Source organism: Curtobacterium sp. C1, from assembly GCF_021049325.1.
In the GTDB taxonomy this organism is placed as follows: domain Bacteria; phylum Actinomycetota; class Actinomycetes; order Actinomycetales; family Microbacteriaceae; genus Curtobacterium; species Curtobacterium citreum.
The window spans coordinates 351,558-371,018 of record NZ_CP088076.1; the positions used below are offsets into that span (position 1 = coordinate 351,558).

At 70.8% G+C, this 19,461-nt stretch carries 20 protein-coding genes; 13 read left to right on the forward strand and 7 right to left on the reverse strand.

Annotated features, from left to right (window positions below; genetic code table 11):
• Positions 1 to 26: 26 nt before the first annotated feature.
• Positions 27 to 1,118 carry a GNAT family N-acetyltransferase gene (locus tag LQK89_RS01810; RefSeq protein ID WP_231049983.1) on the reverse strand — a complete coding sequence of 364 codons (1,092 nt, stop codon included), beginning with the start codon at positions 1,116 to 1,118 and terminating at the stop codon, positions 27 to 29.
• A 102-nt stretch (positions 1,119 to 1,220) separates the two neighbouring features.
• Here LQK89_RS01810 and dcd point away from each other — a divergent pair, with 102 nt between their 5' ends.
• From dcd to LQK89_RS01825, 3 genes are read left to right on the forward strand one after another with little or no spacing between them, the layout of a single operon-like run.
• Entirely contained in the window at positions 1,221 to 1,811 is a 591-nt protein-coding gene (gene dcd, locus LQK89_RS01815; protein ID WP_058743010.1) for a dCTP deaminase, read from the forward strand.
• A gap of 60 nt (positions 1,812 to 1,871) precedes the next feature.
• Positions 1,872 to 2,387, forward strand: a complete 516-nt coding sequence (locus tag LQK89_RS01820) for a helix-turn-helix domain-containing protein (RefSeq protein WP_175325226.1) — start codon at positions 1,872 to 1,874, stop codon at positions 2,385 to 2,387.
• Positions 2,384 to 2,734, forward strand: coding sequence for a HepT-like ribonuclease domain-containing protein (locus LQK89_RS01825; RefSeq protein WP_175325225.1), 351 nt, complete (start codon positions 2,384 to 2,386; stop codon positions 2,732 to 2,734). The genes LQK89_RS01820 and LQK89_RS01825 overlap by 4 nt, the downstream gene beginning before the upstream one ends.
• 195 nt (positions 2,735 to 2,929) lie before the next feature.
• Here LQK89_RS01825 and LQK89_RS01830 read toward each other — a convergent pair whose 3' ends face one another.
• The 6 genes from LQK89_RS01830 to idi all read right to left on the reverse strand — a co-directional run bounded on the left by LQK89_RS01830 (position 2,930) and on the right by idi (position 10,384).
• Positions 2,930 to 4,045 carry a substrate-binding domain-containing protein gene (locus LQK89_RS01830; RefSeq protein WP_175325224.1) on the reverse strand — a complete coding sequence of 372 codons (1,116 nt, stop codon included), beginning with the start codon at positions 4,043 to 4,045 and terminating at the stop codon, positions 2,930 to 2,932.
• Between the two features lie 86 nt (positions 4,046 to 4,131).
• A complete protein-coding gene (mmsB, locus tag LQK89_RS01835; RefSeq protein ID WP_175325223.1) occupies positions 4,132 to 5,424 on the reverse strand; it encodes a multiple monosaccharide ABC transporter permease in 1,293 nt (430 codons plus the stop codon).
• The gene (gene mmsA, locus LQK89_RS01840) at positions 5,421 to 6,944 is read right to left on the reverse strand and encodes a multiple monosaccharide ABC transporter ATP-binding protein (protein ID WP_058743015.1); all 1,524 of its coding nucleotides are present in this window, start codon (positions 6,942 to 6,944) and stop codon (positions 5,421 to 5,423) included. The genes mmsB and mmsA overlap by 4 nt, the downstream gene beginning before the upstream one ends.
• A gap of 420 nt (positions 6,945 to 7,364) precedes the next feature.
• On the reverse strand, positions 7,365 to 8,384 hold the full coding sequence (locus LQK89_RS01845) for a LacI family DNA-binding transcriptional regulator (protein WP_175325222.1): 1,020 nt from the start codon (positions 8,382 to 8,384) through the stop codon (positions 7,365 to 7,367).
• Positions 8,385 to 8,511: 127 nt separating this feature from the next.
• Positions 8,512 to 9,561 (reverse strand): magnesium and cobalt transport protein CorA, encoded by a 1,050-nt coding sequence (locus tag LQK89_RS01850; protein WP_114850440.1) that lies wholly within the window; start codon positions 9,559 to 9,561, stop codon positions 8,512 to 8,514.
• A 280-nt stretch (positions 9,562 to 9,841) separates the two neighbouring features.
• Positions 9,842 to 10,384 (reverse strand): isopentenyl-diphosphate Delta-isomerase, encoded by a 543-nt coding sequence (gene idi / locus LQK89_RS01855; RefSeq protein ID WP_141860118.1) that lies wholly within the window; start codon positions 10,382 to 10,384, stop codon positions 9,842 to 9,844.
• A gap of 21 nt (positions 10,385 to 10,405) precedes the next feature.
• On the opposite strand from idi, the gene LQK89_RS01860 reads away from it, so the two are divergent.
• The 10 genes from LQK89_RS01860 (at position 10,406) to LQK89_RS01905 (ending at position 19,460) form a co-directional block, all read left to right on the forward strand.
• On the forward strand, positions 10,406 to 11,464 hold the full coding sequence (locus LQK89_RS01860) for a polyprenyl synthetase family protein (RefSeq protein WP_175325221.1): 1,059 nt from the start codon (positions 10,406 to 10,408) through the stop codon (positions 11,462 to 11,464).
• Complete coding sequence (locus LQK89_RS01865; RefSeq protein ID WP_174779014.1) at positions 11,461 to 12,378, forward strand: phytoene/squalene synthase family protein; 918 nt, start codon at positions 11,461 to 11,463, stop codon at positions 12,376 to 12,378. The genes LQK89_RS01860 and LQK89_RS01865 overlap by 4 nt, the downstream gene beginning before the upstream one ends.
• A complete protein-coding gene (gene crtI, locus LQK89_RS01870; RefSeq protein WP_442874056.1) occupies positions 12,375 to 14,018 on the forward strand; it encodes a phytoene desaturase family protein in 1,644 nt (547 codons plus the stop codon). Before LQK89_RS01865 ends, crtI begins: the two co-directional genes overlap by 4 nt.
• Positions 14,018 to 14,359: a lycopene cyclase domain-containing protein gene (locus LQK89_RS01875; RefSeq protein ID WP_058741906.1), complete on the forward strand. Its 342-nt coding sequence runs from the start codon at positions 14,018 to 14,020 to the stop codon at positions 14,357 to 14,359. Before crtI ends, LQK89_RS01875 begins: the two co-directional genes overlap by 1 nt.
• The gene (locus LQK89_RS01880) at positions 14,356 to 14,799 is read left to right on the forward strand and encodes a lycopene cyclase domain-containing protein (protein WP_231049984.1); all 444 of its coding nucleotides are present in this window, start codon (positions 14,356 to 14,358) and stop codon (positions 14,797 to 14,799) included. Before LQK89_RS01875 ends, LQK89_RS01880 begins: the two co-directional genes overlap by 4 nt.
• Positions 14,796 to 15,722, forward strand: a complete 927-nt coding sequence (locus LQK89_RS01885; RefSeq protein WP_231049985.1) for a prenyltransferase — start codon at positions 14,796 to 14,798, stop codon at positions 15,720 to 15,722. Before LQK89_RS01880 ends, LQK89_RS01885 begins: the two co-directional genes overlap by 4 nt.
• A 186-nt stretch (positions 15,723 to 15,908) precedes the next feature.
• Positions 15,909 to 16,952 carry a Gfo/Idh/MocA family protein gene (locus LQK89_RS01890; protein ID WP_231049986.1) on the forward strand — a complete coding sequence of 348 codons (1,044 nt, stop codon included), beginning with the start codon at positions 15,909 to 15,911 and terminating at the stop codon, positions 16,950 to 16,952.
• A gap of 142 nt (positions 16,953 to 17,094) precedes the next feature.
• Complete coding sequence (locus tag LQK89_RS01895) at positions 17,095 to 17,616, forward strand: hypothetical protein (RefSeq protein WP_231049987.1); 522 nt, start codon at positions 17,095 to 17,097, stop codon at positions 17,614 to 17,616.
• A 4-nt stretch (positions 17,617 to 17,620) separates the two neighbouring features.
• On the forward strand, positions 17,621 to 18,694 hold the full coding sequence (locus LQK89_RS01900; RefSeq protein ID WP_174779008.1) for a YihY/virulence factor BrkB family protein: 1,074 nt from the start codon (positions 17,621 to 17,623) through the stop codon (positions 18,692 to 18,694).
• Positions 18,695 to 18,761: 67 nt separating this feature from the next.
• Positions 18,762 to 19,460, forward strand: coding sequence for an SDR family oxidoreductase (locus tag LQK89_RS01905; RefSeq protein ID WP_231049988.1), 699 nt, complete (start codon positions 18,762 to 18,764; stop codon positions 19,458 to 19,460).
• Position 19,461 lies beyond the last annotated feature (1 nt).

Here is a 19,461-nt window from a genome sequence, read left to right on the forward strand (position 1 = left end):
GTCGCCCACCTGACACCCGGCTCCCGTCAGTCCCGCTGCTCCCAGATGCCCTCGCTGCCCACCCCGACGAACCCGACCGCCTCGTTGACGTCGAGCATTGGCCGGTTCTCCTCGGCGTTGAACGTGATGATCGACGGCCGCCCCGGGAAGTCCCGCTCGACGGTCTCGATCCCGACCACCTTGAGGAGCCACCCGAGCCGGTGCCCCCGGTGCTCCCGCAGCACGAGCGTGTCCCACTGCATCACGGCGCGGGAGGCGTCGTGCGGCACCTTCAGCTGGCTGAAACCGGCCAGGGTGGTGCTCGGCACGTGCTCGATGGCCACGGTGAGCATGGTGTGCGGGCCGTCGGCGAGCTGCTCCTCGGACTGCCGAACACGGTCGGCGGTCCACACGTCCTCGGGCTCCGCCATGTCGCCGGACGGGGCGTCGGTGCTCATCCGGGTGTGCAGCAGCGCGACCCCGTCGAGCCAGACGTCCGGCGTGCGGTCGGTCCACGTGTGGACGCGGTACTCCGGCCCGGCGGCCGAGGCTGCGCGTTCGTGCAGGGCCCGGACGACCGACGCGTCGGCCGGCAGCCCGAGCCGGCTGATCCGGTTCACCTGACCGAAGTGCCACCCGCGGCCGGTCAGGAAGCGCACGCCGGCCTCGTCCTCGGGGACCGCGCCGGAGCCGGTCGGCGCCGGGACGAACCCCGGGCCGGTGGCGGGGCCGACCTGCCGCGACACCGCGTAGGTCTTGCGCTGCGTGCGGCCCTCGGCGCGGGCGAGCCCCTCCAGGTGGTCGGCGAGCAGCGTCCCGATCCCGCGGCGCTGCCGGTCCGGCCGGACCCCGACCGCGAGCCAGCAGTTCGTGGTCCCGGGCTCGGTCTTCGTGTCGTACGACCCCGCGCCGACGACCGATCCGTTCGGGTCCCGCACGACGAACAGGCGGCTCGGCGACCCGGGTTCGTGGCACATCGGCAGGTACTCGGCCGGCCTCCACGACAGCTCGGTGAGTCCGTGCACGGCGACCTCGGCGGCGTCGGAGACCGCCAGCCAGTCGCAGAACGCGCGGACCCGCTCGGGATCGTCGTCCATCGTCGCCGGTACGACGAGTTCCTCGACGGTGTACGTGCTCATGGTCGGTCCCCCACTCGGCCGGTCGGACGGCCGTCGTCCGCCGCCCGGAGGGCAGCCGAGCAGCATACCGACGGCGGACCGCCTGCCGCTAGGCTTCCCACCGTGCTGCTCTCCGACCGCGACATCACCGCCCAGCTCGCCGAGGGCCGGATCGGGCTCGACCCGTACGACGCCTCGCTCGTCCAGCCGTCGAGCATCGACGTCCGGCTCGACAAGTACTTCCGGCTGTTCGACAACCACAAGTACCCGCACATCGACCCGGCCGAGGACCAGCCCGAGCTCACCCGCCTGGTCGAGACCGACCCGGACGAGGCGTTCGTGCTGCACCCGGGGGAGTTCGTCCTCGGCTCGACGTTCGAGGTCGTCACGCTCCCCGACGACATCGCGGCCCGGCTCGAGGGCAAGAGCTCGCTCGGTCGCCTGGGGCTCCTCACGCACTCCACCGCCGGCTTCATCGACCCGGGCTTCTCCGGACACGTGACGCTCGAGCTGTCGAACGTGGCGACCCTGCCGATCAAGCTCTGGCCGGGCATGAAGATCGGCCAGCTCTGCTTCTTCCAGCTGTCGAGCCCGGCCGAGAAGCCCTACGGCTCCGCCGAGTACCAGTCGCGCTACCAGGGGCAGCGTGGCCCGACGCCGTCCCGCTCGGCGCTGAACTTCCACCGCGCGGACGTCTCGCAGCGCGACGCCTGACCCGGACCCCGCGTGCACATCGGCACGCGGGAAATGTTGCATGCTGTGTATCGTGGCGGCATGGTCGCTCCACCCCCAGACGCGGCGCCGCCGGTGGCGGCGTCCGACATCCTCCGCGAGGCCCGGATGCGCGCCGGGCTCACCCAGGTGCAGCTCGCCACCCGCGCGGGCGTCACGCAGAGCGTGATCAGCACGTACGAGAACCGCCGCCGCGAACCCTCGTTGGCCGCCCTGCAGCGGCTCGTCCGCGCCGCCGGGTTCGAGACGGTGTTCGACCTGCGTCCGGTGCCCGACCCGCCGTCGCTGCGTGAGCGGGTCGCCGCGCTCCGCGAGGAGTTGATCGAGGTCGTCGAGTCCTTCGGGGCCGCGAACCCGCGGCTGTTCGGCAGCGTCGCCCGCGGGGACGACGGGCCGCGGAGCGACGTCGACCTGATGGTCGACCTGGAACCGGGCACGGGACTCTTCAGCCTGCTCCGCATCCAGGACGCCGCCGAACAGCTGCTCGGGGTGCGCGTGGACGTCACCGACGCTGCCGGGATGGGCGAGGACGCCCGCCGCGACGCGGTGCCGCTGTGAACCGCGACCTGCGGCACCGGCTCGACGACCTGGTGCGCGCGTGCGGGCTCATCCAGGAGTACGTCGCCGACGACACACTGCCCGAGACCCTGGTCTACGACGCCGTGCGCATGCGCCTGGTCGAGATCGGTGAGGCGGTCCGCGCCCTCCCCGTGGCGGTGACCGCGTCCGAACCGGGCATCCCGTGGTCGCGGGTGTCGCTCCTGGGGGAACGGCTCACCCGCCGCTACTTCGACACGACGCCGTCGGTCGTGTTCGGCACCGCCCGGACGGACGTCCCGACCCTGTGCGCGGCGGTGCGGCGGATGCGCGACACGCACTGCGGTCCGGTCCGGCCTGACGAGTGACCGGCTGACGCGCGACCGGCTGACGCGCGACCGGTCGCGAAGCGACCGGGAGACGGACGGGAGGCACGTGACGGGCCCGCCACGTGCCTCCCGTCCGGCTCGTCCGCACCCTGCGGACGCGGGACGGCCCCGTCTCGCCGGAGCGAGACGGGGCCGTCGGTGCTGGTGCTGCTGTGGTGCCGCTGCGGAAGGGGATCAGCCCTGCTTCGCGAGGTCCTCGAGGGTGCTGTTGCCCTTGTAGGCCTCGACCGCGTTCTCCTTGGTGACCAGGACCGGGGTCAGCTCGACGGCCGGCACGATCTTCTTGCCGTTGTCGTTGTTCTTGTCCTCGGTGGTCTTCGGGGTCTTGCCGTCGGCCAGGTCGGACACCAGGTCGATGGCGGCCTGCGCCTCCTCCGTGGTGTTCTTGTAGATGGTCGAGTACTGCTCGCCCTTCATGATGAGCGGGATCGAGGCGGTCTCGGAGTCCTGACCGGTGACGACCGGGTTCGGCTTGCCGGCGGCCTTGGTGGCCGTCAGGATCGCGCGGGCCAGGGTGTCGTTCGGCGACAGGACGCCGTCGAGCTCGGCGCTGGTGTACGACTTCGTCAGGATGTCGGTCATGCGCGACTGGGCGTTCTGCGCGAGCCAGCCCTGCGTGTTGGTCTGCGAGAACGAGGTCTGACCGGACAGGACCTTCAGGGTGCCGTCGTCGATCTTCGGCTGGAGCACGTCCATGGCGCCGTTGAAGAAGACCTTCGCGTTGGCGTCGTCGGGCGAGCCGGAGAACAGCTCGATGTTGTACGGGCCGCTCGACTTCTTGGCCTTGAGGCCGTCGAGCAGGGCCTGCGCCTGCAGCTGGCCGACCTTGAAGTTGTTGAACGCGACGTAGTAGTCGACGTTCTCGGTGTTCAGGATGTTGCGGTCCCAGGCGATGACGACGGCGCCGGACTTCTTGGCGGCGGACACCTGCGTGCCGAGCTGCGAGCCGTCGGCCGCACCGATGATGATGGCCTTCGCGCCCTTGGTGACCATCGACTGGATCTGGCCCTGCTGGTCCGGGACCGGGTTGCCGGCGTTCGCGTACTGGATGTCGGCCTTGAAGCCGGCGTCCGTGATCGACTTCTCGAACGCGGCACCTGCGAGGACCCAGTTCTGCGAGGTCTTGGCCGGCAGGGCGACACCGATCAGGTCGCCCTTCTTGATCTGGACGTTCGAGGCGCCGGAGGTCGACGAGCCGGAACCGGTGTCGTTGCCACGGGCCGAGCAGCCGCTGAGGGCGAGGCCCGCGACCAGTGCCAGACCGATGCCGGCGATGAGCTTCTTGCGCATGAGATTGCTTTCTCTTCGTTGAGGAGTGGAGCGGTGTTGGTGAGGGGATCGTGCGGGCGGCCACCGGAGCGGCCGCCCGCCACGCGTTACTGGATGTTGACCTTCTCCGGCTGGTCCTCGATGGACCGCGGCTGCTGGGCGGCCACCGTGTTCTGCTCGGTGTCCTTGCGTTGGAACTGCTTCAACATCCCGCCGATCAGGGACGGACGACCCTGCGACTTCGAGTACACGTCGAAGGCGACGGCGACGAGGAGGACGAGACCGCGGATGATCTGCACCTTGTTGGACTCGAGGCCCACCAGGGAGAGACCGTTCGACAGCAGGGCCATGACGAGACCACCGATGATCGAACCCGAGATCGTGCCGATGCCACCGGCGACCGCGGCGCCACCGACGAACACGGCGGCGATCGCGTCGAGCTCCCAGCCGGTGCCGTCAGCGGGGCCCGAGGCGCCGGAGTAGCCGACGAAGACCATGCCGGCGACGGCGGCCAGGACCGACATGTTCATCATCACGAAGAAGTTGACCTTGCGGGCGCTGACACCGGACAGGACCGCGGCGTTCGCGTTGCCACCGACCGCGTAGACCTGGCGACCGAAGATCGTGTTCTTGGTGAGGAAGCCGTAGACGATGGTCAGGACGCCGAGGATGATCGCGACGATCGGGATCGACGTGCCGGCCGGGCCGGCACCGAACAGGTACGTGGCGACGAGGGTGACGGCGACCAGGATGCCCGTGCGGACGATCGAGACCCACAGCGGGACGAGCTCGGCCTGCATCTTCTTGCGACGCTGGCGGCCGCGGAACTCGAGGAAGACGAGGACCAGGCAGGTGATGATGCCGAGGATGACCGTGCCGTTCGAGAACCCGAAGTCCGGGCCGAAGTCGGGCAGGAAGCCCGAGCCGATTGTGTTGTAGTTGTTCGGCGTCGGGACCGACGTCGAGTTGCCGATGATCTGGTTCGCACCGCGGAAGATGAGCTGACCGGCCAGGGTCACGATGAAGGCCGGGACCTTCACGAACGCCACCCAGAAGCCCTGCCAGGCACCGACCGCCGCGCCGACCGCGAGGCCGAGCAGGATCGCGGCCCACGCCGGGAAGTGCCACTGCGACATCGACTGCGCCACGATGATGCCCGTGAACGCGGCGACCGAGCCGACCGACAGGTCGATGTGCCCGGCGATGATCACCATGACCATCCCCAGCGCGAGGATGAGGATGTAGGAGTACTGCAGGAACACGTTGATGATGTTCGTCGGCTGGAGGATCAGCCCGTCGGTCCAGATCGAGAAGATGATCAGGATCGCGATGAGGGCGATGATCATGCCGTACTGGCCGATGCTGTTGCCCTTGCCGAAGAGCAGTTTCAGGTTCTTCATGAGACGGTGGCGCCCTTCCGCGCGGAGGTCATGCTGCGCATGAGCGTTTCTGGATCGGCCTGGTCGGCGGGGACGTCAGCCGTGATCTGGCCCTCGAAGATCGTGTAGATCCGGTCGGAGAGGCCGAGGAGTTCGGGGAGCTCGGAGGAGATGAGGATGATGCCCTTCCCCTGTGCCGCGAGCTGCTGGATGATGCCGTAGATCTCGAACTTCGCGCCCACGTCGATGCCGCGGGTGGGCTCGTCGAGGATCAGCAGGTCCGGGTCGGTGAACATCCACTTGGACAGGACGACCTTCTGCTGGTTCCCGCCGGAGAGCTTGCCGACGTTGTCCTCGACCGAGGGCACCTTCGTGCGGAGCCGCTTGCGGTACTCCTCGGCGACGTCGTACTCCTTGAGCGAGTCGACGACTCCGCCCTTCGAGATCTTCGGGAGGTCAGCCGCGACCGTGGAGCGCTTGACCGTGTCGAGCAGGTTGAGCCCGAGTGCCTTGCGGTCCTCGGAGACGTAGCCGAGGCCGTTCGCGATCGCCTGCTGGACGTTCGCGATCTTGACCTCGTGGCCGTCCTTGATGATCTGACCGTCGATGAAGTTGCCGTACGAGCGCCCGAAGATGCTCATCGCGAGCTCGGTGCGACCGGCGCCCATCAGGCCCGCGAAGCCGACGATCTCGCCACGGCGGACGTGGAAGTTCGAGCCCTTGGCGACCAGGCGCGACGGGTCCTGAGGGTGCTGCACGGTCCAGTTCTTGACCTCGAAGAACACCTCGCCGATCTTCGGCGTGCGGTCCGGGAAGCGGCTCTCGAGCGACCGACCGACCATCCCGCGGATGATGCGGTCCTCGTTGACGCCGTCGCCCTTCACGTTCAGGGTCTCGATCGCCTTGCCGTCACGGATGATCGTGATCTCGTCGGCGATCTGCTCGATCTCGTTGAGCTTGTGGCTGATGATGATGCTCGCGATGCCCTTGCCCTTGAGGCCGACGATCAGGTCGAGCAGGTGCTGCGAGTCGTTCTCGTTCAGCGCGGCGGTCGGCTCGTCGAGGATGAGGAGCTTGACGTCCTTGTGCAGGGCCTTCGCGATCTCGACGAGCTGCTGCTTGCCGACGCCGAGGTTCTTGATCTGCGTGTCGGGGTCCTCGTCGAGGCCGACGCGGGCGAGCAGGTCCTGGGCACGCAGCTGGGCGCTGGTCCAGTCGATCACGCCGAAGCGGCCGGGCTCGTTGCCGAGGAACAGGTTCTCGGTGATCGACAGCTCGGGGATGAGCGCGAGCTCCTGGTGGATGATGACGATGCCGGCCTGCTCGGACTGCTTGATGTCCTTGAAGCGGACCTCTTCGCCCTCGTAGACGATCTCGCCGCTGTAGGTGCCGTACGGGTAGACGCCCGACAGCACCTTCATGAGCGTGGACTTGCCGGCGCCGTTCTCGCCGCAGATCGCGTGGATCTCGCCGGCGCGGACGCTGAGCGACACGTCCGAGAGCGCCTTCACACCAGGGAACTCCTTGGTGATCGAACGCATCTCGAGGATCGTCTCGGCGCTGGTGACGGACCTGGTGGCCAGGTCCGGTCCCTGTGGGGTTGACGCCACGGTGCATCTCCTTCTGCCGCTGCAGTGCGGCAGTCCTTCGGGTGGTGAAGCTGCGGCAACGGGGGCACAGGAGTCCTGTGTGGACCTCGTTGTCGCGTCCGGTGTCCTTGTCGTGTGACGGCCATGTGACCGTTCACATCGGCGGAACGGAGGTAATTTACGCACAGCCCTGACGCGGCTGTCAATTCGGATTGGTCGCGTTTGTGTAACGGCCCGCGTGATCTGGCGGAACGAGGGCGTGGCTCACCCCCGAGGTGGGGTATGTCGGCCGCCGGTTGCGTGCGTGGTGCGGGACGGACGGGAGGCGCGGGGCAGGCCCGCCACGATCCTCCAGGCCGGTGCTGGGTCGCGTCAGCGACGCCGGGGTGCGCCCGTCGAGCCGCGCACGACGAGCTGGGGGACCAGGTCCACGGGGCGGAGCGCCTGGTCCGCGGACGGCAGCAGCAGTTCCACACAACGGCGGCCGAGTTCGGGGAAGTCGACCTGCACGGTGGTCAGCGGCGGCCAGAGGTGCTTCGCCTCGGGGATGTCGTCGTAGCCCACCACGGACAGGTCACCCGGCACGTCGAGCCCGTAGGAGCGCGCCGCGTGCATGACCCCGAGCGCCATCGCGTCGTTCGAGCAGAAGATCGCCGTGCAGTCCCGGTACCGCAGGAGCTCCCGACCGGCGTGGTAGCCGAAGTCGGCGGTCCAGTCGCCCAGGATCGGCGGCACGACGGGCATGTCCCGGTCGCTCATCTCGCGCAGGAACCCCTGCATCCGGGCCTCGGCCTCGATCCAGTCCCGCGGGCCCGCGATGTGCCGGACGTACTCGTGACCCAGGTCGAGCAGGTGCGCGGTCGCGAGCCGGGCGCCCTCCATCTGGTCCACGAACAGGGTCGTCGGCTCGTCCCCGACGCTCGTCCGCAGGGCCACGTAGGGCGTCCGCATGCCAAGTTCCTCGATGAGGTCGAACACGCGCTGCTGCGGCGCGATCACGATGATCCCCTCGACGTCCTGGTCGAGCAGGTGCCCGAGGCCGTCGCGCACCGCGGTGTCCGTCGCGTCGGCGATGTTCGACGTCGTGACCGAGTAGCCGCGGGTGACGGCGGCGTCCTCGATCGCCTGCATCGTGGCCGCCGGACCGTAGTGCGACCGCTGCGCCGTGAGGACGCCGATCGTGTGCGTGCGGCTCGTCACCAGCGCCCGCGCGGCCCGGTTCGGCCGGTACTGCAGCTGTTCCATGGCCGCGAGCACCTTGTCGCGGGTCTCGGCACGGATCGCATCGGAGTTGTTGAGCACCCGCGACACGGTCTGGTGCGAGACGCCGGCGACCCGCGCGACGTCGCGGATGCTGGGCGAGCGCGGTTGCTGTGTCCGCGGTGACGCCATCGTTGCTCTCTCCCGCCCGGGGCCGTGGCACCTCGATGTGCACGTTCACATTCCGAGCCAGATCATTATGCACGTCCGGCGACTGCGCGCCAGCCGAGTTGTTCGACCGGGCCCGGTGACGTCCCGGTCAGAGCCAGTTCCGCTTCCGGAACACCACCCACAGGATCCCGGCGAGGGCGAGCATCGCGACGATCGCGGCGGGGTAGCCGTAGCGCCAGTGGAGCTCGGGCATGTGGTCGAAGTTCATGCCGTAGACGCCGGCGATCAGACCGGGGGCGAACAGGATGGCCGCCCACGACGAGATCTTCTTGACCTCCTCGCCCTGCTTGTGCGCGGCGCGGGCGAGCTGCCGGCTCTCCTCGCCCTGCGCCAGGCTCGCACTCGTCATCCGGCGCATCGCCTCGTTCTGCTCCTGGCTGACGAGGGTCGCGTGCAGCGTCAGGGCGTTCTCGAGGAGCGCCCGGAACGAGTCCACGCGCTCGGTGACGCGCAGCGCGTGGTCGAGCACGTTCCGCAGGCGGTGCTGGACCTCGTCGTCGACGCCGTACTTGTCGGCGCCGCGCAGGAGCCCCTGGACCATCGCGGGCACCGGGGTCGTGGCGCGCTGGAAGGCGAGGACCTCGCTGAGCAGCTGGTAGATCCGCTTCGAGACACCCGGGTCGACCTGGCCGGCGAACAGCTGGTCCTCGATGGCGTCGACCTGGTCCTGCAGGACCTCGACCACCGGGGCGTAGCCGTCGACGACCTCGTCGAGCACCGCCGCGGTGACGGCCTCGGAGCCCTTCGCCAGGAACTCCGGGTCCGCCTCGACGCGGCATCGCAGAGCCGCCAGATCGGGCTTCGCCGCGTGCCGGACGCTGATCACGAAGCGGTCGCCGACGAACAGGTGCACCTCGCCGAACTCGACCTCGTTCGTGTCGGTGCGGTGCCAGGCCGGGCGGAGCACCAGGAAGAGCGTGTCACCGTACCGCTCGAGCTTGGCGCGCTGGTGGCCCTTCCTGGCGTCCTCGACGGCGTTCTCGTGCAGGTCGAACTCGCTCGCGACCGCGGCGAGCTCGGCGTCGTCCGGACGGAGCAGTCCGATCCAGGCGAGGTCGCCCCGCGTGTCCGGCGACAGGGTCGACGGACTGCCGACGCGACGTCCTGCGACGTAGACGGCGTTGTCGATGAGTGCCATGTCGTGCTCCTCGTGGTCGGGAGCAGGCCGGCGCGAGACCCGGGCGGACCGGGACGGGGCGTGCACGTGCCCGGAGCTCGTGGGGGAGCGGGACGTGCGTCAGCGAACGGGCAGGGCGACGACCGGGGCGGTCGTCCGGCCCGATCGAGGATGGTCACCCGACATCGCGCCTCACCTGCCCTTCTGGTTCGTCGTGCTGGTCCGTCGTGCTGGACGGACCGCGGCCACCCGTCGTGACCGAGGGGCAACGCTACCCCGGTCCGGGCGGGACCACCAGCGCTCAGCGCGTGACGCGCAGCCCCTGCCGCTCGAGCTCCGTCAGCTGCCAGCCGAGCCACGGGCTCCACGCGAAGGGCGCTCCCGCGACGGACTCCCGCAGCGCGTCCTCGGAGACCCACGCCCACTCGGCGACCTCGTCGTCCGCGGGCGCCGGCACGTCGTCGGTCACGGCGCGGAACACCGGGCAGACCTCGTTCTCGACGATGCCCGAGGCATCCACCGCGCGGTACCGGAAGTCGGGCAGCACGAGCTCGACGTCGCGGACGGTGATGCCGAGTTCGCGCGAGGCCCGACGGGCGACGGCGTCCTCGAACGCCTCGTCCGGGCCGGGGTGGCCGCAGAACGTGTTGGTCCACACCCCGGGCCAGGTCTTCTTCGAGAGCGCACGACGGGTGACGAGGACGTCGCCGTCGGTGTTCCGCACGTGGCACGAGAACGCCAGGTGGAGGGGAGTGTCGGTCGTGTGCACCGCGAACTTGTCCGCCGTGCCGACCGGGGTACGGTCCTCGGCCAGCAGGACGACGGTTTCCGGGAAAGTGTTCATCTGCCCCGATAGGTTAGGCCAATGAGCGAGGAAGCGGCCACCGTGGCGCAGATCGACCTGGGGCTGGTCGACGACTGCATCGAACGCTTCTTCACCGTGTCCTCGGCCCGGGCCCGGCGCTTCGGCCGCCCGTCGGAGGAACTCTGGCGCGTACTCCGCAAGGCCAGCATGGGCGGCAAGCGCTTCCGCCCCCGCATGGTGCTCACCGCCTACGGCTTCCTCGGCGGCACCGACCACCACGCCGCCGCGAACGTCGCGGCCGCGTACGAACTCCTGCACACCGCACTGGTCGTGCACGACGACGTCATCGACCGCGACTGGTCCCGCCGCGGTGAGCCGAACGTCGCCGGCTCCTTCCGCGACACCGGCACGACGGGCGGCCTCGCACTGCCGACCGCGGAGCACCGCGGGGTGAGCGCTGCCGTCATCGCGGGCGACCTGGCGCTGGTCGCCGCGGCCCGGTTCATCGAGGCGTCCGGCGTCACCGGCGAGCGACGGACCCGCCTGCTCGAGATCCTCGACGACGCCGTGTTCGCCAGTGCGGCAGGCGAGATGACCGACGTCGACCTGGCGCTCGGCGTGATGCCCTCGGTGGACGAGGTCCTCGCGATGGAGCGGGCGAAGACCAGCGTCTACTCGTTCGAGGCGCCGCTGCAGTCCGGTGCGGTGCTCGCGGGTGCGTCCGACGACGTGGTCGAGGCCCTCGGCGCCTTCGGCCGCGAGATCGGGATCGCCTACCAGATCGTGGACGACCTGCTCGGGGTCTACGGCGACGAGGCCGCGACAGGCAAGTCCGTCCTCGGCGACCTCCGCGAGGGCAAGCGCACCATGCTCATCGCCCACGCGGCCACCACGGACTGCTGGGACGACATCGCGCCGTACCTCGGCGACCCGGACCTGACCGAGGAGCGTGCCGCCGAACTCCGTGCGACCCTGGAGACCTGCGGCGCCCGCTCGGCTGCCGAGTCCCGGATCGCCGAGCACGCCGCACTCGCCCGGGCCGAGCTCGCGGCGCTGCCGTACGACCTCGCCGACCGACTGGAGGGCCTCGTGACCGAACTGCTGGAGCGCGTGCGGTGACCCAGACCGCACCACCGCGTCTGCCCCTGTACGACGCGACGGCCGAGGCTGCGTCCGGGGTGGTCATCGAGCGCTACTCGACGTCCTTCGGGCTCGCCAGCCGACTGCTCACGAAGGACACCCGCGAGCACATCCGGAACGTCTACGCCCTGGTCCGCGTCGCCGACGAGGTCGTCGACGGTCCCGCGACCGAGGCCGGGCTCGACCACGACCTCGCCCGGACGGTCCTCGACGAGCTCGAGGCGGACACCGAGCGGGCGATGGCACTCGGCTTCTCGGTGAACCCCGTCGTGCACGCCTTCGCCCGCACCGCCCGCGTCACCGGGTTCGGCCCGGAGCTCACGAAGCCGTTCTTCGCGTCGATGCGCATGGACCTCGAGCAGACCGAGCACGACCAGGAGTCCTTCGACCGCTACGTCTACGGCTCCGCCGAGGTCGTCGGGCTCATGTGCCTGCGGGCCTTCGTGCACCGCGCGGGCCGCCCGACGTTCGACGACACCGTGCTCGTCGACGGCGCGCGGGCCCTGGGCGCCGCGTTCCAGAAGGTCAACTTCCTCCGCGACCTGCACGCCGACTTCGAGGTCCTCGGCCGCTCGTACTTCCCGGGCGTCGACATCCGCTCGTTCGACGAGGCGACGAAGCGCCGCCTGGTCGCCGACGTGCAGGCCGACCTCGACCGTGCTGCGCTGACGGTGCCGCTGCTCCCCGCCGACGCGCGCAAGGCCGTCGGGCTCGCGCACGCGCTGTTCCAGGAGCTCAACGACCGCATCGCGGCGACCCCGGCGGACCGGCTGGTCACCAGCCGGGTGCGCGTTCCGAACCCGGTCAAGGCCCGGCTCGCCGCGCAGGTGCTCGCCGGACGCGCGCCGCTCGAGTCCCGGGCCGCGCACCACCGGACGGGAGGACCGCGGTGACCCCGCCACGCGCCTCCAGGCCGAAGGCGGTCCCGACCACCCCGGGACGCGCGGTGTCCGCCCGTCGCGTCGTCGTCGTCGGCGGTGGCATCAGCGGGCTCGCGTCCGCCGCGCTGCTCGCACGGGACGGGTACGCCGTCACGGTGCTCGAGCAGCGCGACCAGCTCGGTGGCCGCGCCGGCTCGTGGGAGCGCGACGGCTTCCGGTTCGACACCGGGCCGTCGTGGTACCTCATGCCCGAGGTGTTCGACCACTTCTTCCGGCTGCTCGGCACCTCCGCGGACGCCGAGATGGACCTGATCAAGCTCGACCCGGGCTACCGCGTGTACTCCGAGGGGCACGACGAGCCGATCGACCTGCTCGCCGACAGAGAGGCGAACATCGCGCTCTTCGAGTCGATCGAGCCGGGTGCCGGCGACCGCATGCGGAAGTACCTCGACTCGGCGGCCGACACGTACGCGATGGCCGTCCGTCGGTTCCTGTACACGACCTTCCAGGACCTCACGAAGCTCGCGGCGCCCGACGTGCTCCGTCGTCTGCCGAAGCTCGCGCGCCTGCTGCTCCAACCGCTGTCGACCTTCGCGTCGAAGGCCGTGCAGGACCGCCGGCTCTGGCAGGTCCTCGGCTACCCGGCGGTGTTCCTCGGCACGAGCCCGTACGCGGCGCCGAGCATGTACCACCTGATGAGCCACCTCGACCTGGCCGACGGAGTGCTCTACCCGAAGGGCGGCATCACCGAGGTCATCGCCGCCGTCGAGCGCGTGGCCCGGCGCGAGGGCGTCACCATCGCCACCGAGTCGCCGGTCGAGCAGATCCTGGTCGAGGACGGCCACGTCACGGGCGTCGTCCACCGCGACGCGTCCGGTGCCCGGCACACCGTGCCGGCCGACCTCGTCGTGAGCGCCTCGGACCTGCACCACACCGAGCTGCACCTGCTGGGCCCCGAGCACCGCACCTACCCCGAGGCGCACTGGCGGAAGCGCGACCCGGGTCCGAGCGCCGTGCTCGCGTACCTCGGCGTCGACGGCCCCGTCCCCGGGCTGCTGCACCACACCCTCGTGTTCACCGAGGACTGGCAGGCGAACTTCGGCGCGATCTTCGGCAAGGACCGGCACGTGCCGGACCCCGCGTCGATCTACGTGTGCGCGCCCTCGCTCACCGACGACACCGTCGCGCCCGAGGGCTCGAGCAACCTGTTCGTCCTGGTGCCGCTGCCGGCCGACCTGTCGATCGGCAAGGGCGGGATCGACGGTGCCGGCGACGCCGAGGTCGAGCGGATCGCCGACCGGGCGATCGACGTCATCGCCGAGCGCGCGGGCGTCCCCGACCTGCGCGACCGCATCCGGGTGCGCCGGACGATCGGCCCGCAGGACTTCGCCGACGACTACAACGCCTGGAGCGGCTCGATGCTCGGTCCGGCGCACACGCTGGCGCAGAGCGCGTTCTTCCGCGAGAAGAACGTCTCCGGCAAGGTCCAGGGGCTCTACTACGCGGGCGCCTCGACGACCCCGGGCATCGGGCTGCCGATGTGCCTGATCAGCGCCGAGGTCCTGCTCAAGCGCATCCACGGCGACACGAGCACCGAACCGCTGCCGACCCCGCTGCCGTCGCCCGTGGGCGCGTCGCGGACCGCTGGCTGATGCCGGGGCTGTACCTCGCCGGACTGCTCGTGTCGATCGCCGGCATCGCGGTGCTCGACGCCCGCTACCGGCTGTTCTTCTGGCGGGCACCGTGGCGCGCGGCGGCGGTGATGGCCGTCGGGCTCGTGTTCTTCCTGGTGTGGGACGTCGCCGGGGTCGCCCTCGGCATCTTCTTCATCGGGCCGCAGGACCTGCTGACGGGTGTCCTGCTCGCGCCGGACGTCCCGCTCGAGGAGCTCTTCTTCCTGGTGCTGCTCTGCTGGACGACGATGGACCTGGTCGGGTTCGTCCGACCCGTGCTCGAACGCCGGGCATCGGCCGCGGGACGGTCGCGGTCGTGAACGCCACCTACGCGCTCCTCGCGCTGCCGTTCTTCGCCGTGGTCGCCGTCGTCGCGGTCGTGGCGGGGGCCGTCGCGCGGCGTCGGGCACCTGGCGGTGCCGCCGCTCGGGGTTCCCGCCGGGTCGCTGTCGCCACCTCGGTCGTCGCGGGCATCGCCCTGCTCGTCATGACGATCGTGTTCGACAACGTGATCGTCGGCACGGGCGTCGTCGCGTACGACGCATCGCTGATCAGCGGGCTGAAGATCGGGGTGATCCCGGTCGAGGACCTGGCGTACTCGATCGCGGCCGTCGTGCTGCTGCCGAGCCTGTGGGTCCTGTTCGACCGCGCCGACCGCTCCGCCGCCGACCGCTCGGCCCACGACCGTTCCGCACCCGACCGGACGGGCGCTCGCCCGTCGCCCGACCCGGCCACCCCCGTACCGGAGGAGACCCCGTGAACGCCACCGCTGCCTCCAGGCCGTCGACCCTGCGCGCGCTGTTCGTGTCGTCGCGGCCGATCAGCTGGGTGAACACCGCCTACCCGTTCGGTGCGGCCTACCTGCTCGGCAGCGGGGTCGGCGTCGAGGGCGGGGGCGGGTTCTCGCTCGTCGCGTTCCTCGTCGGCGTCGTGTACTTCCTCGTGCCCTACAACCTGGCGATGTACGGGATCAACGACGTCTTCGACTACGAGTCCGACCTGCGGAACCCGCGGAAGGGCGGCGTCGAGGGCGCCCTGCTCGACAAGAGCGTGCACCGCACGACGCTCTGGGCCGTGGTCGTGACGAACGTCCCGTTCCTGGTGGCGCTCGTCGTGCTCGGTGCGCTGTCCGGCAACGGCCCGTGGTCGTGGCTGGTGCTCGCGATCAGCGTGTTCGCGGTGATCGCCTACTCGGCGCCGGGGCTGCGCTTCAAGGAGAAGCCGTTCCTCGACTCGCTCACCTCGTCGACGCACTTCGTGTCGCCGGCGGTCTACGGCCTGGCGCTCGCGGGTCCCGTGTGGACCGGGCAGCTCGTCGCGGTGTGCGTCGCGTTCTTCCTGTGGGGCGTGGCCTCGCACGCGTTCGGAGCGGTGCAGGACGTGCTCGCGGACCGGGCGGGCGGGATCGGCTCCGTCGCGACGGTGATCGGGGCGCGGGCGACCGTGCGCCTGGCGTTCGTGGCGTACCTGGTCGCGGGCGTCGCGCTGCTGTTCTCGGACTTCCCGGGGCCGATCGCGGCGATCGTCGTCGTGCCGTACGCGCTGAACGTCCTGCCGTGGTGGAACGTCACGGACGCCGGGGCCGAGTCGGCGAACGCGGGGTGGAAGCGGTTCCTCTGGATCAACTACCTCGCCGGCTTCATCGTCACGATGGCGCTCATCGCCTACGCCTGGACGCACTGACCGGCGTCGTTCCGTCCGTCGATGGAGCAGAAGACGTCGGGTCGGCCCTCGGGCACCCGACGTCTTCTGCTCCACCGACGAGACGCAGACGATCCCGCCCGCCTGCGCGCCCGCGCCGCAGCCCCTGACAGACTGGACGCACGCGCCGCGGGAGTCGTGGGGCGCCGGTCACGAAGGAGTGCACGCATGACGGTCCGCATCATCCACGTCGGTCTCGGAGGGTGGGGCGGCAACTGGGCCCGCACCGCCATCCCGCAGGTCACCGAAGTGGAGGTGGTCGGGCTCGTCGACCCGAGTGCGGCCACGCTCGAGGCCGTCCGCACCGACCTCGGCATGCCGGAGCGCAGCGCGTTCGCGTCCCTCACCGAGGCCCTCGCCGCGGTCGAGGCCGACGCCGTCGTCATCACCGCCCCGGCCGTCACCCACGTGCCGCTCGCGCTCGAGGCGCTCGAGGCCGGCAAGCACGTGCTCGTCGAGAAGCCGTTCGCGAACTCCACGGACGAGGCGCTGCAGGCCGTCCGCCGGGCCGAGGAGCTCGGCCTCGTGCTGCAGGTCAGCCAGAACTACCGCTGGTACCCGGCGCCCCGCGTCGTGCAGGAGCTGCTCGAGGCGGACGCCGTCGGGGAACTCTCGGCGATCGACATCGACTTCCGGCAGTGGGACAACGACGAGCCCGTCGAGACCTACCCGCACTACCGGTTCCCGCACCCGATGATCAACGACATGGCGATCCACCACTTCGACCTGCTCCGGATGGTCACCGGTCGCGAGGCCGTCCGCGTGTACGCCCGCGCCTCGTACCCGTCGTACAGCAAGTACCAGGACGAGGCGATCACCTCGATGGTCATCGAGCTCGAGGGCGGCCTCGTCGTGAGCTACCGCGGCAGCTGGCTGAGCCGGGCGCCGCGCACCGCCTGGGCCGGCGAGTGGAGCATCCAGGGCGAGGACGGCGAGCTCTGGTTCACGAGCCGCGACGGCTCGCCGAGCGAGGTCGCCGGGGACCGCGTCACGCTCCGGAAGGACCAGGACGCCGAGGCCGAGCCCGTCGAGCTGCCCACCATGCGGCACGCCGACCGGCAGGGCGGGCTGCAGGCCTTCGCCCGGTCGGTCGAGGGCGGTCCGGCCCCCGAGACGAGCGGCCGCGACAACCTGCGGAGCCTCGCGGTCATGGAGGCGGCCGGCCGTTCGGCCGTCTCCGGTGTCCCCGAGGACGTCGTCCTCCCGGACTGATCTGCGCCGCCCGGCGCACCAGCGCGCGCCGCACCGGACGGGAGGCACGTGGCGGGCCCGCCACGTGCCTCCCGTCCGCTGTCCGGCTGCGTCGGGCGGCTCCGCTGAGACCTCGCCGGTCCCGCACTGGTAGGCACGATGCATGGCCAAGGACAGTCTCCCCGAGCTGGAGCTCGCGAACGTGCGCACGCGTGAGCGGCTCACCGACAGCGTCGCCGAGATCCGGCGGCGCTCGGACGTGCCCGCGCGCACCCGGCTCGCCGTCGCGAAGGCGCGCCAGCGGTGGCACCGCGACCCCACGCCGCTCGTGGCGATGGGCATCACGGCCGCCACCGGCATCGCGGCGATCGTCCTCGGGGCGCGGATCGGCCGGACCGACGCCGGGCACCTCGACCGACCGCCGGCGTCGACGGCGTTCACCGCCCTGCTGCCGTTCGGCGCCCGCGGCGAACCGGACCCGGACCAGGCGAAGGGCGGACGCAAGGCACGGAAGGCCCGTCGGAAGGCGGCCGAGGAGTCGCTCGAGCGCGACCCGGTGCACCGGAACCGCGTGAAGCAGCGGGCCGGCATCTCGGCCGTGCAGCGTCGGGCGACGGCGAACCGGAAGCAGGCCGCGAAGCGGTCGAAGGCGGCGGCGAAGGCCCTCGCGAAGACGAAGGGCTGAGCCGATGGCGCGCAGCAAGCACCACGATGACCGCGACCCGGTCGGCAGGAACGACGGCAAGCCCGCGCCGGACGACCCCCGGAAGCCGGACAGCCCGACGGACCTCACGAAGCCGTCCTTCACCTACACGCTCAAGAAGACCCTCCGGGAGTTCTCGAGCGACCAGTGCACCGACCTGGCCGCGAGCCTGACATACTACACGGTGCTCGCGCTCTTCCCGGGCCTGCTGGCCATCGTGTCCATCCTCGGCCTCGTGTCGAACCCGAAGGACACGATCGAGACCCTGCTCGACGTCGTGCGGAACGTCGGCGGCGGACAGGTCGCCGACCTGCTGCAGAGCCCGATCGAGGGGCTCGTCCGTTCGCCCGCGGCCCCGATCACGTTCATCGTCGGTGTGCTCGGCGCGCTCTGGTCGGCGTCCGGGTTCGTCGGGGCATTCGGCCGCGCGATGAACCGGATCTACAACGTCCGCGAGGGCCGCCCGATCTGGAAGCTCCGCCCGACCATGCTCGGGGTGACGCTCTTCACGGTCGTGCTGCTCGTCGTCGGCCTGCTCGTGCTCGTCTCCGGACCCCTGGCGCGTACGTTCGGGGACGTCGTCGGGCTCGGGGACGCGGCCGCGCTCGTGGTCTCGATCGTGCAGTGGCCGATCCTGCTCGCGATCATGATCGTGATCGTCGCGGTCCTGTACTACTGGGCGCCGAACATCCGCCAGTCGAAGTTCAAGTGGGTCAGCGGCGGGGCCATGCTCGCCATCACCATCTGGATCGTGGCGAGCGTCGGGTTCGGCTTCTACGTCGGCAACTTCTCGAACTACAACGCGACGTACGGGTCCCTCGGCGGCGTGATCGTCTTCCTGCTGTGGATCTGGATCACGAACAACGCGCTGCTGTTCGGTGCGGAGTTCGACGCCGAGCTCGAGCGCGGGCGGCAGCTGCAGGCGGGCATCCGGGCGGAGGAGGACATCCAGCTCCCGGAGCGGGACACCCGGCAGATCGAGAAGCAGGACGAGCAGCACGCGAAGGACGTGCTCGAGGGCATCCGGATCCGCGAGAGCGCGGGACGCACCAAGGACTGACCGCGTCCGGCCCACGGCCTGGAGGCACGGTGCGGGTCCGCCACGCACCGTCCGTAGGGTGGTGGGCATGACCGACACCGCACCTGCCGCCACCCGTCCCGTCGCCCTCGTCACGGGCGCGACCCGGGGGATCGGCCGCGCGATCGCGCTCGACCTCGGGCGGACGCACCACGTCCTCGTCGGTGGCCGCACCGCTGCCGCGGTCGACGCCCTGGTCGCGGAGCTGCCGAGCGCGGCGCCCTTCGTCGGGGACCTCGGCGCCGGAGACCTGCCCCCGCTGCCGGAGCGGCTCGACGTGCTCGTGCACTCCGCCGGGGTCGAGCAGGGCACCCGGATCGCGGACACCCCGCGCGACGTCTGGGAGTCCGTGTTCGCCACGAACGTCTTCGCGGTCGCGGAGCTGACCCGCGTGGCGCTCCCGGCGCTCCGCGCGGCGCGGGGCATCGTCGTGCCGGTGAACAGCGGCTCCGGGTTCGTCGCCGGACCGGGCGGGGGCGTGTACGCGGCGTCGAAGTTCGCCCTGCGCGCGTTCGCCGACGCCCTGCGCGAAGAGGAACGGGCGAACGGCGTGCGGGTGTCGAGCGTGCACCCCGGTCGGACGGACTCCGACATGCAGCGGGCGCTGACCGAGAAGCTCGGCGAAGACTACGACACCGCGTACTACCTCGCCCCGGAGGACGTCGCCGCCGCGGTCCGCACCGTGGTCGACCTGCCGGAGCGCGGGACGATCGAGTCGCTCGCGATCCGGCCGACCCGGCGGCGCTGAC